This window comes from Nocardioides pinisoli, from assembly GCF_024199985.1.
Taxonomy (GTDB): domain Bacteria; phylum Actinomycetota; class Actinomycetes; order Propionibacteriales; family Nocardioidaceae; genus Nocardioides; species Nocardioides pinisoli.
Genome location: NZ_JANARS010000002.1, coordinates 117,844 through 132,944, shown reverse-complemented (window position 1 = coordinate 132,944; position 15,101 = coordinate 117,844). Strand labels below are relative to the sequence as shown.

The window sequence follows — 15,101 nt, the reverse complement described above, 5'->3', positions numbered from 1 at the left end:
CGATGGAAGCCGACGACCTCGTCGAGCGCGCCCGGGCGCTGCTCGAGCTCGGCCGACCGGTCGAGGCCGAGCAGGCTGCGGGCGAGGCGCTGGCCGACGACCCCGTGTCGGCAGGCGCGCTCGTGGTGCTCGCGAGGGCCTTGACCGAGCAGCGCCGCCACGACGAGGCCGTCGAGGCGGCGCAGGCCGCCGTGGCGGCGGACCCCGAGGACGGCGACGTCCACGTCGCGCTGGCGTGGGCGCTGGTCGGCGACGACCGCGCCGAGGAGGCGGTGACGGCCGCAGGGGCGGCCGTCGACCTCGAGCCGCACGCGTGGGCGACGCACCACGCCCTGGGCTGGTCGCTGCTGCAGACCGCCCCGCCACGGCACGAGGAGGCGCGCGACGCCGCCGGCCGCGCGCTGGAGCTGGAGCCGGGAGCCACGCCGGCCCACAGCGTCCTCGGGCTGGCACTCACCGGTCTCGGGAGACGGCGCGAGGGGCGCCGGGTCATGCGGGAGGGGCTCCGCATCAACCCCCACGACCCCTACCTCCACAACAACCTCGCCAAGATCGACCTCGACCGCGGCCTGCGCGTGGGACGCACCGGGCGGCACCTGACGGCCGCCGCGGGCGCCATCCCGCAGGAGCCGGTGGTGCACCGCAACCTCGACACCCTCGTCCTGCGCTTCGGGGTCCGGCTGGTGTGGCCGACCCTGCTGGCGCTGTTCGTGCTGCGCGTCCAGCTGGCCCTCGACGCGCCGTGGTGGGCGCGGGTCACGACCGGGCTGGGCTTCCTGGCGGTGCTCGGGCTGCTGGTCGCGTGGTTCGCCGCCCAGGTGCCGCGCGGCTTGCGGCACTGGGCGCACGGGCTGCCGGGCCGCCTGAGCGTGCCGTTGCGGCTCCTCGCGGCGGTGCTCCTCGCCTTCGGTGCGTGCGTGCTGGTCACTGCGTTCGCGCCGCCCGCCCTGGCCTCCGTGACCGAGCAGGCGGCCGGCCTGGCCCTGCGGCTCGTGCTCGTGCTCGCCGTGGTCCTCGTCGTCGTACGCCTCGCGGAGCGGCGCCGGTCGGGCTAGCCCTGCGGCGTGGCGAACGACCAGAACCGCAGCCCGCCGACCTCCACCAGCGCGGCCCCGTCGGGCACGGGCACGGTGTGGTCGTCCGACGTGCCGAGCGCGTCGAGCACCGTGAGCGTGTCGGCGCCGTGGCGGGACAGCACCGCGTCGCCGGGCACGTCGACGCACCCGGCCGGGTCGGTGCGGCCGGCGCGCATCGCCACGTCCCACGGCAGGTCGTCGTCGTCGACGGCGAACGCGACGCCGTCCGGGCCGCCGCGGACGACGACCTTGCCGGTCGCGCCCGCCGAGTCGTCGTGCTGGACCACGGCGCCGACGCGTGCGGCTGCGAGGACGGCGACGACGCCGGTGCCGTGCGGCACGGCCCCGAGGGCGACCTGGTCACCCACCTCGACGCCGAAGGCGCGCAGCACCCCGGCGCACGCGGCGACCTCGGTGAGCAGCCACGCGAACGTGCGCGCGGTGCCGTCGAGGTGCGCCGCGACGTCGTCGGCGCGGCCGCGCACGACGTGGATGTCGAGGGCGTTGTAGCAGGCGTTGAGGGTGCCGGGATCGCCGTCGGTCGGCGCCCGGAACCAGGTCACGTCCGTGAGGTCGCTGGTCATGGTCAGTCCAGCCCGTTGTCAACCGTGGCGGCCGGCTTCGCCGGCGTGCGGAGCCAGACGTCGAAGAAGGCGCCCAGGTCCTGCCCGCTCACGCGGGCAGCGAGCTCCTCGAGCTCCGCGGTCGAGCCGTTGCCGCCGCGCTGCTCACGGATCCAGGTGCGCACGACCTGCCAGAACACCTCGTCGCCGACGCGGTTGCGCAGGGCCTGCAGCGCCATGGCGCCCCGGCCGTAGACCGCGCCGTCGAACACCTTGGCCGCGCCCGGGTCACCCACCACCACCTGCCAGAAGGCCGAGGACGCGTCGACGTTGGCGTAGTAGCTGCGCATGATGGCGTCGGCCGAGCGGCCGCCGTGCGTCTCCGTCCAGCGCCACTCCATGAAGGTGGCGAAGCCCTCGTTGAGCCAGATGTCGGACCAGCGCTCGACCGCGATGTCGTCACCGAACCACTGGTGGGCGAGCTCGTGGACGACGAGGCTGGTCGCGCTCGCGCCGACCGCGGGGTAGGTGGGGCGGGTCTGGTTCTCCAGGGCGAACCCCGGGTCGAGGCCGGTGGTGATGCCGCCGACCACCGAGAACGGGTAGTCACCGAGGTCCTTCTCCAGCCCGGCGACGACCTTCGGGGTCTTCCTCATCAGCCGCATGCTGGCCGCCTGGTCGCCCTTGCTCAGCCGCTCGGAGACCGCGACGAGCCACGGCAGCCCGCGGTGCCGGCCCTTCTCGATCGCGAAGTCGCCGGCTGCGAAGAAGGCGAGGTAGGGCACCATCGGCTCGTCGGCGCTCCAGTGCCACTGGGTCGACCGCCTGCCGACCTCGCGGCCGCGCAGCTTGCCGTTGGAGACGACCTCGCGACCGTTGGGCACCCGGATCTTCACGTCGACGAGGGCCTTGTCGAGCGGGTGGTCGTTGGCGGGGAACCACCACGGCGCCATGTGCGGCTCGTTCATCGTGATGACCTCGTGCTTGCTGGCCAGCCAGTTGCGCTCGCCCGCATAGGAGTGGCGCGCCGGGCGATCGGCGTACGTCACCACGACGGTGTGCCTGCTGCCCGCAGCGAGCGCGCGGGCCGGGGTGATGCGCAGCTCGTGTCCCCCGTCGGTCTTCGTGAAGCGCGCCTTCTCGCCGTCGACGCTGACCCGCGAGACGTCGAGCAGGAAGTCGAGGGAGAAGCTGGCCAGGTCCTGGGTCGCGGTCAGCTCGATCGTCGTGCGGCCGCTGAGCCGCTTGGTGTCGAGGGCGTAGCGGTTGGCGATCCTGTAGGAGGCGACGTCGATGCCGCCGTTGCCGTCGAGCGGCCAGTAGGGGTCGCCGATGCCGGACGCGCCGTCGACGGCAGCGGCCGGGGCCTCCGCGGTCGCCGTCGTGGACCCGACGCCGACCGTGAGCCCGGCGGCCAGCGCCGTCGCGAGGGCGGCGGACAGGGCGGCGGACAGGACGGTGCGGGTGGGTCGGGGCATCCAGCGCGTGGTCACCGTCCGAACCTAGCGCGGTTAATTGCGTTGCGCTGTCGTGTCGGGCACCGCGACGATGGGGTCGGCGCCCGCCGCGTGCGTGCGCCCACCGTGCCGACAGGGCCGGTGCCCGTGAGACGAGAGGAGCCGTGACATGTCCATCGCTGTCCTCGGCCTGCCCGCCGACCACCTCTCGCACACACGGAGCACCTACCTTGTCCCACCCCTCATTCCCACGAGCACTGCCGGAGGACTTCTTCCGGCCTGACGACCGTTCGCCCCTCGAGGGCATCGACGAGTCGTTCGTCTTCACCTACGACACCTACGCCGACGAGCTCGGCGAGGGTCAACGCTGGTCCCGCTGGGAGGATCTCGAGGCCCTGATGAAGGGACCCGAGCCACGCCCCGACTGGGTCGTGACCTCGAGCGGCGCCATCGACACCGAGCTCGGCGTCCTCAAGACCGGCAAGGAGGCGGACGTCTTCCTCGTCGAGCGCGAGGACCCGCACCGGCCCGACGAGGCGGTCGTGATGGCCGCCAAGCGCTACCGCGACACCGACCACCGCACCTTCCATCGCGCCGCCTCCTACACCGAGGGTCGCTCGATGAAGCGCTCCCGCGACAACCGCGCCCTCAAGCGCAAGTCCACGTGGGGCAAGCAGGTCGCGGCGGGCGAGTGGGCCGTCTCGGAGTGGAACGCGCTGCGTCGCTGCTGGGAGCTCGGCCTGCCGGTCCCCTACCCGGTGCAGATCGACGAGACCGAGATCCTCATGGAGTGGATCACCGTGACCGTCGACGGGGACACCGAGACCGCCCCGCGCGTGGCACAGGTCCGCCCGGAGCACTCGGTCGTCGAGGGGTTCTACGACCAGCTGCGCGACGCGCTGACCACGCTCGTCCAGGCAGGGCTTGTGCACGGCGACCTCTCGCCCTACAACACCCTGGCGGCGGGCGACCGGCTTGTCATCATCGACCTCCCCCAGATGGTGGACCTCGTCGGCAACCCGCGCGGCATGGACTTCCTGCTGCGCGACTGCGCCAACATGTGCGCCTGGTTCCGCTCGCGAGGGCTCGAGGTGGACGAGCAGGAGCTGTTCGGGGAGCTGATGGCCCACGCCTTCTGAGGTGGGCCCGGCGCTCACCGGTCGCGGGAGCGCAGCACCTCGACGCCGGGGCCCGCGAGGTCGTCGTACGCCGCCGGGCGGCCGGCGATGCCGAGGGCGAGCGCCTCGGCCGGGCCCCGCACGAGGTCACCCGCGCCCCGCGACCAGTCGAGGTCGGTCGCCTCGAGGCGGAGCCCTGCGGTGCGACCCCTGCCGACGAAGCCGCGCTCGGCCGGCCCGGTGAGGAGGAAGTCGAGCACCGGTCGCCAGTCCTCGGGCGGCGGGCCGGTGTCCAGGCCGAGCGGCCGCGCCGCGTCACGCAGGTGGATGGCCGTGTCGACCATCGGCCCGTGAGGACCGACCACCGGCGCCTTCAACCGCTCGCCGGCCCGGTCCCGGAGCGCCGCCACGAGCTCGGACGTCGGTCGCCGGGCCTCCTCGCGCGTGGTGACGTCGACCATGCGCTCCAGGTCGCCGCGGAACCGGATGACCGTGCCGGCGAGCGACCACAGCTTGAACCCGCCCTCCGGTGGCACCATGTGGGCGCACACCTCGCGCACCGTCCAGCCCGCGCACAGGCTCGGGGTTGCCCACTGCTCGTCGGTCAGGCCGGCGAACATCTCGGCGGCGAGGAGGCGGTTGCGGGTCGCCAGTGCGTACACCTCGTCGTGGTCCGAGCCCATGCCGCCACCTTGGCACGGCAGAGACGGGTGCCACCACCGCGGGGCCGGTCGCGGGTCCCTCGCAGGAGCAGGGCCCTAGGTTGGGGCGCGTGAAGCACTCCCACGGACGCGTCGTCGACGTCACGACCCTGCCCGACCTCGACCGGCGGCTGGCGGCCGGCGCGCAGTCCCTCGCCGGGTGGCGCGTGGTCGGGCTCGACCTGACCGCCCGGGGGGCGGCGCTGCTGCAGCGGTCGCTGGGCCAGGCGCTGTTCCTGGGGTGCGAGTTCGCCGACGGGGACGACGACGCCGTACGCCGGGCCGGTGCGATCGTGCTGCACGACATCCCCGGCATCCCGGTCGACCCCTACCGGCCCACGCTCTACGCCCCCGGCGACCTCTACGACGCGCCGCGCTACGACGACACCCTCGACGCGCGCAGCTATGCCTGGTCGCGGCACGGCAACAGCCCCGAGGACACCCTGGCGATGGCGCTGCACGACCACCACGTCGATGCGGCGCTGGCGGCATGGGTGGCCGACCGCGACGTCGTCGGCGTCATGGGCGGGCACGCCCTCGAGCGCGGCAGCACGGCCTACGCCGAGGCCGCCGCTCTGGGCCACGCGCTCGGCGACCACCTGACGGTGGCCACGGGGGGCGGCCCGGGGGCGATGGAGGCGGCCAACCTGGGCGCGTTCGTGCCGGACGGCCTCGACGACGCGCTGGCCCGCCTCGCGAAGGTCCCGTCGTTCCAGCCCGACGTGGGCGCGTGGGCGGGGGCCGCCCTCGACGTCGTCAGGGCCACCAACCGGGGCCGGCAGTCCCTCGGCATCCCGACGTGGCACTACGGCCACGAGCCGCCCAACGTGTTCGCCTCGTCGATCGCGAAGTTCTTCGCCAACGCCCCACGCGAGGCGCTGCTGCTCGAGGTGTGCACGGCGGGCATCGTGTTCCTGCCGGGCGCCGGCGGCACCGTCCAGGAGGTCTTCCAGGACGCCTGCGAGAACTACTACGCAGCCCGGACCGCGGTCGCGCCGATGGTGCTGCTCGGTCGCCGCTATTGGACCGAGGAGCTGCCGGTGTGGCCCCTGCTGCAGGCCCTGGCCGCCGGGCGGACGATGGAGCCGCACGTCCACCTCGTCGACACCGTCGAGGAGGCGGTGGAGGTCGTGCGCGCGACGCTCAGCCGGCGCGACGACGCGTGACGACCGGCCCGCTCACCTCGCGGTAGTGGTCCACCAGCAGGTCGTTGACCGCCTGCCACGTGCGCCCCTGCACGCTCTGCCGGGCGGCGAGCGCCATCCGGCGCCGGAGCACCGGCTGGGCGGCGAGACGCGCGACGTGGGCCGCCAGCTCCTCCGCGTCCCCCGGCTCGTAGAGGTGGCCCGCCACGGTGTCGTCGACGACGTCGATCGGTCCGCCCGAGCGCGGCGCGACCACCGGCACCCCGCTGGCCAGGGCCTCCTGGGCGGACTGGCAGTAGGTCTCGTGCCGACCGGTGTGCACGAAGACGTCCAGGGTGGCGTGGGCCCGGGCGAGCTCGTCGCCGTGCAGCACGCCGAGGAACGCCGCGCCCGGCAGCAGGGATCGGAGCCGGGCCTCCTCGGGTCCGCCACCGACCAGCACCAGCCTGACGCCGGGGAGCTGGTCGACGTGGGCGAGGAGCTCGAGCTCCTTCTCGGCGGCCAGCCGGCCGACGTAGCCGACGAGCACCTCCCCGTCGGGCGCGAGGTCGGCGTGCAGCGCGGGGTCCCGCTTCGCCGGCTCGAAGAGCACCTGGTCCACCCCGCGCGGCCAGCGGGACACGTCGTCGATGCCGAGCCTGGCCAGCTGGGCGACGCTGGCCGTCGACGGGGCGAGCGTCCGGTCGACGCCGAGGTGGATCCGGCGGGTCAGCGCCTCCATCGCCCGCGCGCCTCCCGGCACGCCGTACCGCTCGGCGAACCCGACCAGGTCGGTCTGGTAGATCGCGACCGTGGGGATGCCGAGCGACCGGGCCGCCCGCGCCGCCTGGAGGCCGAGGGTGGCCGGTGAGGCGACGTGCACGACGTCGGGCGCGAACCGCTGCATCACCGCCCGCAGCCGGCGGGTGGTGTCCCAGCCGATGCGGAAGTCGGCGTAGAACGGCAGGTCGGCGCCGCGCGCGAGCGTGACCGGGAAGCCGGCGTAGGTGCTCGGGCCGGTCGGGGCGACCAGCTCTGCCTCGTGCCCCTCCGCCGCCAGGTGCTCCAGGACGCGGCGCACGGAGTTGGTGACTCCGTTGACCTGGGGCATGAAGGACTCGGTGACCACCAGCACGCGGAGCCGTCCCCCGCCCGCGAGCGTCGGCCGGTCGGCTGCGAGGGGGACGACGGTGGCCGGGACGGTGCGGCTGCGACGCCGCCTCTCGAGCAGGTCCATGCCCCGGACGCTAGGGAGACCCGGGCAACGGACGCCCCGGCCCGGACGGACGACACGTGAACGGACCGCGACGTCTCGGCCGTCGACTGTGCACCCGAGACTCACGCTTCGCTGTGGAGATCGCGGGTGCAAAGAGGGGTGGTCACCGGATATCCGGTGACCGCCCGACGCTCAGCGACCGCCGCCCGGCTACTCCTTGGCGGCGAGCTGGCCGCAGGCGCCGTCGATCTCCCGGCCGCGGGTGTCGCGGACGGTCGTCGGGATGCCCTTGGCCTCGAGCCGGCGGACGAACTCGCGCTCGTCGGCCGGGTCGGAGGCGGTCCACTTCGACCCCTCGATCGGGTTGAGCGGGATCAGGTTGACGTGCACCCAGCCCCAGTCGCCGTAGGAGTTGAGCACGTCGGCGAGCAGGTCGGCGCGGTGCGCCTGGTCGTTGATGCCGCGCATCATGGCGTACTCGATGGAGACGCGACGCTTGGTGACGCGCGCGTAGTTCCACGCGGCCTCGACGGTCTCGGCGACCGAGAAGCGGGTGTTGATCGGGACCAGCTCGTTGCGCAGCTCGTCGTCGGGCGCGTGCAGGCTCAGCGCGAGCGTGACCGGGATGCCCTCTTCGGTGAGCTGGTTGATGCGCGGGACGAGGCCGACGGTGGAGACGGTGACGCCGCGGGCGCTCATCCCGAGACCGGCCGGCGACGGGTCGGTGAGGCGGCGTACGGCACCGATGACGGCCTTGTAGTTGGCGAGCGGCTCGCCCATGCCCATGAAGACGACGTTGGACACGCGGCCCGGGCCGCCGGGCACCTCGCCGCGGGCCAGCGAGCGGGCGCCCGCGACGACCTGCTCGACGATCTCCGCGGTCGACATGTTGCGCTGCAGGCCACCCATGCCGGTGGCGCAGAACGGGCACGCCATGCCGCACCCAGCCTGGCTGGAGACGCAGATGGTGGCGCGGTCGGGGTAGCGCATGAGCACCGACTCGACGAGCGCGCCGTCGAAGAGCTTCCACAGCGTCTTGCGCGTGGTGCCGCGGTCGGCCTCCATCGTGCGCAGCGGCGTCATCAGGTCGGGCAGCAGGGCGGAGACGAGGTCGTCGCGCTGCCCGGCGGGCAGGTCCGTCATCTCGGCGGGGTCGTCGGCGAGCCGGGTGAAGTAGTGGTTGCTGAGCTGCTTGGCGCGGAAGCCCGGCAGGCCCATCTCCTCGAGCAGCGCCTTGCGGCCGGCCTCGTCGAGGTCGGCGAGGTGGCGCGGCGGCTTCCTGCGGCCACGCGGCTCGTCCATCACGAGGGGGAGCGTCTTGATCGGCTGGTCACTGGGCTCGGACATCGGCTCGATCATCCCATCCCCGCGGGTGCCGGGACGATTCAGCGGCTCAGGAGTCGACCATGAAGTAGAGAACCAGCGACGCGACACCGCCGACGACGAGGGCGGTGACGACCATGCCGACGAACATGAACTGTGCGAACCGCCGGGTCTTGCGCGCCACCAGCAGCCCGATCGGCAGGGCCAGCGCGAGGAGCACGAACGGGAAGAGGCGCTCGGCCGCCTCGTGGTCGAACAGCAGGCGCAGCACGCCGGCGAAGGCGCCGGGGAGAGCGGTGACGAAGAGCATCCCGGCGAAGAAGCCGGTGATGCCGGCGAACGTCGGGTGGCTGTGGTGCCACCACTCGAAGTGCCGGTCCTGCGACTCCTCGAGGTGCCTCTCGTCCGTCTCCACGGGGCCAGCCTAGGCGCTCGCGACGGACGGACGACGGCGCCCACGCCCCGTGGCCGGATTTCCCGGTAGGCCGGAGCGGCTCACACGTCGACGGTGATCAGGTCCGGCATGGCCAGCGCGGCCCAGCGGTCGAGGTCGGGCGGCTGACCGGTCAGGTCGGCGACCACCAGGGTCCACGCCGTGCCGTGACCCACCAGGACCACGTCGTCGTCACCGTGCACCTCCAGCACCCGGCGGACGGCGGGGACGACCCGGTCGCGGCACGCCGCCAGCGGCTCCCACCCGTCGACGGCCGGCTCGTCCGGTCGGTCGAAGGCCCGCCGGACCGCCGCGGGGAAGTCCTCGATCCACTCCCCCGTCCGCTCGTGCTCACGCAGGTCCGGGAGCACGCCCACCTGGGCGTCGGTCAGCAGCTGTGCCGTCTGGACCGCCTTGGGCTCCGGGGAGGTGAACCACGCGGCGCGCGCGGGCAGCCGCCCGGAGGACCGCAGCGCCCACACGGCGTCGTACCCCGCCGGGTCGAGGTCCCACTCGGCGGCGGGCGTGCCCGGGGCTTGGGCGGAGGGTCCGTGCCGGACCAGGTGCAGGGTCATGGGGTCAGGAACTCCTCGGCTCCTCGCAGGCGGGTGGTCAGCACCCGGCGCGCCAGCGAGGAGTCCAGGCGTACGTCGACGGGGCCGGGGTCGGGGAGGTCCGCGCGGCGCCCACCGCGCAGCGCGTCGGGGTCGAGACCGTCGCGGCGGACGACGAGGCGGCCGAGCTCGAGACGGCTGGTGGCGTCGGCGCCGCCGAGGTGGAGCACCCCGCGGACGTCGTTGCCGGCGAGCTCGACGAGAGCGGCCGCGAGGTCCGCGACGTGGACCGGGCAGCGGCGCTCGTCCTCGAACAGCGCGCCGTCGCCGCCGAGGGCCAGCGTGCGGAACAGCCGCTCGTGCTTGGACTCCCCGTCGCCCAGGATCAGCGAGGTCCGCGCGACCGCGACGTCCGCGCCGGATCCCAGGGCGGCGCGCTCCGCCTCCACCTTCGCCTCTCCGTAGGCGGACACCGGGTCGGGCCGGGCCGTCTCGTCGTAGGGCTCGGGCCGACCACCGAAGACGACGTCAGAGGAGACCAGCACGAGCCGCGCGCCCACCCGTGCGGCCGCCTGCGCGACGTGGGCGGCGCCGGTGGCGGTGACGTCGCGGTCGGACTGGACGTAGGCCGTGTGGACGACCGCGTCGGGCGCGACGTCGTCGAGGAGGCGCTCCACCGCGGCGCGGTCGCGGACGTCGCAGTCGGCCGAGCCGACCGCCACCACGTCGTGGGCCGAGGCCGCGGCCACGACGTGACGACCGAGGTAGCCGGTGCGACCGCCCGTGACGAGGAGCCGCATCAAGGGACCAGCCGCATCAGGAGACGAGCCGCGTCAGAAGACGAGGTAGTAGAGGACCAGCCAGATCGGGGCGACCGTGGCCAGCAGCGAGTCGAGACGGTCCATCAGGCCGCCGTGACCGGGGATGACCTGGCTCATGTCCTTGATGCCGAGGTCACGCTTGATGACCGACTCGCACAGGTCGCCCAGGGTCGCCATGACCGCGGCGATGACGCCGAGGATGACGCCGACCCACCAGTCGCCGCCGAGGAACGACGTCACCAGCCAGACGCCGACGGCGATGGTGGCCACCATGGAACCGGCGAACCCCTCCCACGACTTCTTGGGCGAGATCACCCGTGCCATCGGGTGCTTGCCGAACAGCACGCCGGCGACGTAGCCGCCGGTGTCGGAGGCGACGGTGATCGCGATGAAGGTGATGACGCCCCGCACGCCGGGGTCGTCGAGGTCGAGGCCGAACGCCGGGGCGGTGCCGCCCTCACCCAGCAGCAGGGCGACGAACGACGCCAGGAACGGCACGTAGACGAGGGTGAAGACCGACGCGGTGGCGTTCTTGACGTAGCCGTCGACGCCGCGCCGCAGCAGCCACAGCATGAGGACGAGCGCGGTGACGGCGGTCGCGGTGACCAGCGCCGGCGCCCCCCAGACGTAGGCCACGACGACCATCACGACGCCGCCGAGCATCAGCGGCTGCTCGGGGATGTCGACGCCCTTGGCGGAGAGCCCCCGGTGCAGCTCCCAGACCGCGATCACGACCGCGACCGCCACGATGCCCATGAACGCGGGCTTCCAGAACAGCAGCGACAGCAGGATGGCCGCGACCAGGACGACCGCCGAGATGACGGCGGCGCGGAGGTCTCGACCGGCGCGACCGTGGTCCTTCGGCGCCTTGGGTTGTGGGGCCGGCGCCGCCGGTGGGTCAGGTGTGGTCATCGACGGGGTGGCTCAGACCTCGAGCAGCTCGGCTTCCTTGTGCTTGAGGAGCTCGTCGATCTTGTCGGTGTGGGTCTTGGTCATGGCGTCGAGGCGCTTCTCCGCGCCCGTGACGTCGTCCTTGCCGACCTCGCCGTCCTTCTCGAGCTTCTCGAGGCCCTGCTTGGCGGTGCGGCGCACGTTGCGCACCGAGACGCGGCCGTCCTCGGCCTTGGACCGGGCGAGCTTGATGTACTCCTTGCGGCGCTCCTCGGTCAGCTCGGGGAAGACGCAGCGCAGCACCTTGCCGTCGTTGGCCGGGTTGACCCCGAGGTCGGAGTCGCGGATGGCGCGCTCGATGTTGCCCATCGCGCCGATGTCGAACGGCTGGATGAGGATGGTGCGCGCGTCCTGGGAGGTGAAGCTCGCGAGCTGCTGCAGCGGGGTCTGCGTGCCGTAGTAGTCGGCCGTGATCTTGGCGAACATCGCCGGGTTGGCGCGGCCGGCCCGGATGGCGGCGAACTCCTCGCGCGTCGCCTCGACCGACTTGCCCATCTTGGCGTCGGCATCGTTCATGACGTCGTTGATCACGGTTGCTCTCTCTCCTCGTACGTCGTGGTGCGGGTGTCGCAGGCGGGTGGGGCCTGGCTCAGGCCGTGCTGCTCACCAGCGTGCCAATCTTCTCACCCCGCACCGCGCGCCCGATCGTGCCCGGGGTGGAGAGGTTGAAGAAGACGATGTCCATCTTGTTGTCGCGCGCCATGGCGATACCGGTGGCGTCGGCGACCTTGAGGTCGCGCGCGAGGTACTCGTCATAGCTGAGTTGGTCGAACTTCACCGCGTCGGGGTTCGTCTTGGGGTCGGAGTCGTAGACGCCGTCGACGCCCTGCTTGCCCATCAGGATCACCTCGCAGCGCGTCTCCAGCGCACGCTGGGCGGCCACGGTGTCGGTGGAGAAGAACGGCATGCCGGCCCCGGCGCCGAAGATCACGACGCGGCCCTTCTCCATGTGGCGGATCGCGCGGCGCGGGATGTAGGGCTCGGCGACCTGACCCATGGTGATGGCGGTCTGCACCCGCGTCTCCACGCCGTGCTTCTCGATGAGGTCCTGCAGCGCGAGGCAGTTCATCACGGTGCCGAGCATGCCCATGTAGTCGGCACGCGCTCGTTCCATGCCGAGCTGCTGGAGCTCGGCGCCGCGGAAGAAGTTGCCACCGCCCACGACGATCGCGATCTGCACGCCCGACTTGGCGACCTCGGCCACCTCACCGGCGAGCGCGTTGATCACGTCGAGGTCCAACCCCACCTCGCCTCCACCGAAGACTTCACCAGAGAGCTTGAGCAGGACTCGGTTGTAGGCCACGTGCATCCCTTCACAGCCAGACGGGGCGGGTCATGCGAAACCTACCGGACCGGACGGGGGCCGACGAACCCACGGACGCCCCACCCGCCTCGTGGTGCCCGGGAGAACCGTGGCGCGGCGGCGCGGGTCGTCGTACGAGCGGTGGCTGAGCCACCTTCCCGGCGCCCAGGAGGTGGCTGGCGCACCGCTCGACCCGGGCATGCGACGAGGGGCCGTACGCCGGTGGCGTACGACCCCTCGTCGGTGATCGGGTGAGGCGTGGCTCAGGCGCCGACCTCGAAGCGGGCGAACCGCTTCACGGTGGTGCCGGCCTCGTCCAGGACGGCCTTGACCGACTTCTTGGACTCGGTGACCGACTCCTGCTCGAGCAGGACGATCTCCTTGAAGAACCCACCGAGACGACCCTCGACGATCTTGGCGATCGCCTGCTCGGGCTTGCCCTCCTCGCGGGTCTTCTGCTCGGCGATGGAGCGCTCGGACTCGACGATCTCGGCCGGGACCTCGTCGCGGGTGAGGTACTGGGCCTTCATCGCAGCGATCTGCATCGCGGCGGCGCGGGCGGCAGCCTCGTCACCCTCGAACTCCACGAGCACGCCGACGGCGGGCGGGAGGTCGGCGGCACGCTTGTGCATGTAGGTGACCGTGGTGCCCTCGAAGTAGGCGACATCGCCCAGCTCGATCTTCTCGCCGATGGTGATGGCCAGGTCCTCGACGACCTCGCCGACGGTCTTGCCGTCGAGCTCGGCGGCCTTGAGGGCCTCGGTGTCGGCGGCCTTGACGGAGTCGGCGACGTCGGCGATCTGCTGCGCCTTGGCGATGAACTCCTCGTTCTTGGCGACGAAGTCGGTCTCGCTCTTGAGCTCGACCAGGGCGTTGCCGGAGGTGGCGACGAGGCCTGCGGCGGTCTCGCGCTCGGCGCCGCGGGCGGCGGCCTTCGCGGCACCCTTGACGCGGAGCAGCTCGACGGCCTTGTCGAAGTCGCCGTCCGCCTCGGTCAGCGCCTTCTTGCAGTCCATCATCCCGGCCTGGGTCAGCTCACGGAGCTTCTTGACGTCGGCAGCGGTGAAGTTGGCCATGGTCCTTCTTCCTTTGATCCAGGGGTTTCGCGGGCGGCGGAGCGACCCGGCGGTGGGTGGGACGACGCGGGGCGCCGGCCGCGGACGTGAGCCCGCGGCCGGCGTGACCTGCTCAGTCCTTCTTGTCGGCCTCGGTCTCGGCGGGCGCCTCGGTGGCAGCAGCCTCGGTCTCGGCGGGCGCCTCCGTGGCAGCAGCCTCGGTCTCGGCGGGCGCCTCCGTGGCAGCAGCCTCGGTCTCGGCCGGCGCCTCGGTCGCAGCGTCAGCGGCGGCCTCGGCCTGCGGGGCCTCGGCAGCGGCACCGGTGGCCTCGGAGGCCGGGGTCTCCGCGGCGGCATCGCCGGTGGCGGCCGCAGCGGCCTTCTCGGCGTCACCCGCGAGGAGCTCGCGCTCCCACTCGGCGAGGGGCTCCTCGGCACCGACGGTCTCGTCGGCGTCGCCGGCCTTGGCACCGGAGCGGGCGATGAGGCCCTCGGCGACGGCGTCGGCGACCACGCGGGTCAGCAGGCCGACCGCGCGGATGGCGTCGTCGTTGCCCGGGATCGGGAAGTCGACCAGGTCGGGGTCGCAGTTGGAGTCGAGGATGCCGATGATCGGGATCCGCAGCTTGCGGGCCTCCTCGACGGCCAGGTGCTCCTTGTTGGTGTCCACGATCCAGACCGCGGAGGGCACCTTGGTCATGTCGCGGATGCCGCCGAGGGTCTTGTCGAGCTTGGTGCGCTCCCGCTTCATCTGCAGGAGCTCCTTCTTCGTGCGGTTGGAGCCGGCGACGTCGTCGAAGTCGATCTCGTCGAGCTCCTTGAGGCGGTTGATCCGCTGGTGCACGGTCTGGAAGTTGGTGAGCATGCCGCCCAGCCAGCGCTGGTTGACGTAGGGCATCCCGACGCGCGTCGCCTGCTCGGCGATGGCCTCCTGGGCCTGCTTCTTCGTCCCGACGAACATGATGACGCCGCCCTTGGCGACGGTCTCCTTGACGAAGGCGTAGGAGCGGTCGATGTAGGCGAGCGACTGCTGCAGGTCGATGATGTAGATGCCGTTGCGCTCGGTCATGATGAAGCGCTTCATCTTGGGGTTCCACCGACGGGTCTGGTGACCGAAGTGGACGCCGCTCTCGAGCAGCTGGCGCATGGTGACGACTGCCATGGGTTCTCCTGTTGTGACGGAGTCGCACTCCTCGACGGCCGGGGCCGATGCGTCCGACCTTGACGCAGGTGCGGACCGGGAGCGGACTCCTGTTGGTTTCAGTTGCTGCGCCCGGCGGGTGCCGGGAGCCCTGACGCTCGCGCGCCGATCCGATCCCGCCGGTGGAGCTGGCAGGAACTGAGGACCGACGCCCGCGGGTGGTCCGGGACCTGCGGAGCATCCCGGGCACGGTCGGCGAGCGTGC

16 protein-coding genes are annotated in these 15,101 nt (G+C 72.6%); 3 read left to right on the top strand and 13 right to left on the bottom strand.

Features of this window, described 5'->3' with window-relative positions:
* Positions 1 to 2: 2 nt before the first annotated feature.
* Positions 3 to 1,055: a tetratricopeptide repeat protein gene (locus NCI01_RS04625; RefSeq protein ID WP_254180307.1), complete on the top strand. Its 1,053-nt coding sequence runs from the start codon at positions 3 to 5 to the stop codon at positions 1,053 to 1,055.
* Here NCI01_RS04625 and NCI01_RS04620 read toward each other — a convergent pair.
* Together NCI01_RS04620 and NCI01_RS04615 are read right to left on the bottom strand one after the other, a co-directional pair.
* On the bottom strand, positions 1,052 to 1,660 hold the full coding sequence (locus NCI01_RS04620; RefSeq protein ID WP_254180306.1) for a hypothetical protein: 609 nt from the start codon (positions 1,658 to 1,660) through the stop codon (positions 1,052 to 1,054). The genes NCI01_RS04625 and NCI01_RS04620 overlap by 4 nt on opposite strands.
* A 2-nt stretch (positions 1,661 to 1,662) precedes the next feature.
* On the bottom strand, positions 1,663 to 3,132 hold the full coding sequence (locus NCI01_RS04615; protein ID WP_254180305.1) for a M1 family metallopeptidase: 1,470 nt from the start codon (positions 3,130 to 3,132) through the stop codon (positions 1,663 to 1,665).
* Positions 3,133 to 3,326: 194 nt separating this feature from the next.
* Between NCI01_RS04615 and NCI01_RS04610 the strand changes: the two genes are divergently transcribed.
* Positions 3,327 to 4,235 carry a serine protein kinase RIO gene (locus NCI01_RS04610; RefSeq protein WP_254180304.1) on the top strand — a complete coding sequence of 303 codons (909 nt, stop codon included), beginning with the start codon at positions 3,327 to 3,329 and terminating at the stop codon, positions 4,233 to 4,235.
* 14 nt (positions 4,236 to 4,249) lie between these two features.
* On the opposite strand, the gene NCI01_RS04605 is transcribed toward NCI01_RS04610, so the two are convergent.
* Complete coding sequence (locus NCI01_RS04605; RefSeq protein ID WP_254180303.1) at positions 4,250 to 4,897, bottom strand: maleylpyruvate isomerase family mycothiol-dependent enzyme; 648 nt, start codon at positions 4,895 to 4,897, stop codon at positions 4,250 to 4,252.
* A gap of 89 nt (positions 4,898 to 4,986) precedes the next feature.
* Here NCI01_RS04605 and NCI01_RS04600 point away from each other — a divergent pair, with 89 nt between their 5' ends.
* Positions 4,987 to 6,081 carry an LOG family protein gene (locus tag NCI01_RS04600; protein ID WP_254180302.1) on the top strand — a complete coding sequence of 365 codons (1,095 nt, stop codon included), beginning with the start codon at positions 4,987 to 4,989 and terminating at the stop codon, positions 6,079 to 6,081.
* Here the strand turns inward: NCI01_RS04600 and NCI01_RS04595 are convergent.
* From NCI01_RS04595 to rpsB, 10 genes are all read right to left on the bottom strand, one after another.
* A complete protein-coding gene (locus NCI01_RS04595; RefSeq protein ID WP_254180301.1) occupies positions 6,059 to 7,276 on the bottom strand; it encodes a glycosyltransferase family 4 protein in 1,218 nt (405 codons plus the stop codon). The two genes, NCI01_RS04600 and NCI01_RS04595, sit on opposite strands and share 23 nt — an antisense overlap.
* Before the next feature lie 189 nt (positions 7,277 to 7,465).
* Complete coding sequence (gene rlmN, locus NCI01_RS04590) at positions 7,466 to 8,602, bottom strand: dual-specificity RNA methyltransferase RlmN (protein WP_254180300.1); 1,137 nt, start codon at positions 8,600 to 8,602, stop codon at positions 7,466 to 7,468.
* Between the two features lie 46 nt (positions 8,603 to 8,648).
* Positions 8,649 to 8,993 carry a hypothetical protein gene (locus NCI01_RS04585; RefSeq protein WP_254180299.1) on the bottom strand — a complete coding sequence of 115 codons (345 nt, stop codon included), beginning with the start codon at positions 8,991 to 8,993 and terminating at the stop codon, positions 8,649 to 8,651.
* Between the two features lie 80 nt (positions 8,994 to 9,073).
* Positions 9,074 to 9,586 carry a histidine phosphatase family protein gene (locus NCI01_RS04580; RefSeq protein ID WP_254180298.1) on the bottom strand — a complete coding sequence of 171 codons (513 nt, stop codon included), beginning with the start codon at positions 9,584 to 9,586 and terminating at the stop codon, positions 9,074 to 9,076.
* Complete coding sequence (locus tag NCI01_RS04575) at positions 9,583 to 10,365, bottom strand: SDR family oxidoreductase (protein WP_254180297.1); 783 nt, start codon at positions 10,363 to 10,365, stop codon at positions 9,583 to 9,585. The genes NCI01_RS04580 and NCI01_RS04575 overlap by 4 nt, the downstream gene beginning before the upstream one ends.
* A gap of 33 nt (positions 10,366 to 10,398) precedes the next feature.
* Complete coding sequence (locus tag NCI01_RS04570) at positions 10,399 to 11,298, bottom strand: phosphatidate cytidylyltransferase (protein ID WP_254180296.1); 900 nt, start codon at positions 11,296 to 11,298, stop codon at positions 10,399 to 10,401.
* A 12-nt stretch (positions 11,299 to 11,310) separates the two neighbouring features.
* Complete coding sequence (gene frr, locus NCI01_RS04565) at positions 11,311 to 11,865, bottom strand: ribosome recycling factor (RefSeq protein WP_254180765.1); 555 nt, start codon at positions 11,863 to 11,865, stop codon at positions 11,311 to 11,313.
* A 61-nt stretch (positions 11,866 to 11,926) separates the two neighbouring features.
* A complete protein-coding gene (gene pyrH / locus NCI01_RS04560; protein ID WP_254180295.1) occupies positions 11,927 to 12,646 on the bottom strand; it encodes a UMP kinase in 720 nt (239 codons plus the stop codon).
* 257 nt (positions 12,647 to 12,903) lie between these two features.
* Positions 12,904 to 13,716: a translation elongation factor Ts gene (tsf, locus tag NCI01_RS04555; RefSeq protein WP_254180294.1), complete on the bottom strand. Its 813-nt coding sequence runs from the start codon at positions 13,714 to 13,716 to the stop codon at positions 12,904 to 12,906.
* Between the two features lie 112 nt (positions 13,717 to 13,828).
* Positions 13,829 to 14,857 (bottom strand): 30S ribosomal protein S2, encoded by a 1,029-nt coding sequence (gene rpsB, locus NCI01_RS04550; protein WP_254180293.1) that lies wholly within the window; start codon positions 14,855 to 14,857, stop codon positions 13,829 to 13,831.
* Between the last annotated feature and the right edge of the window lie 244 nt (positions 14,858 to 15,101).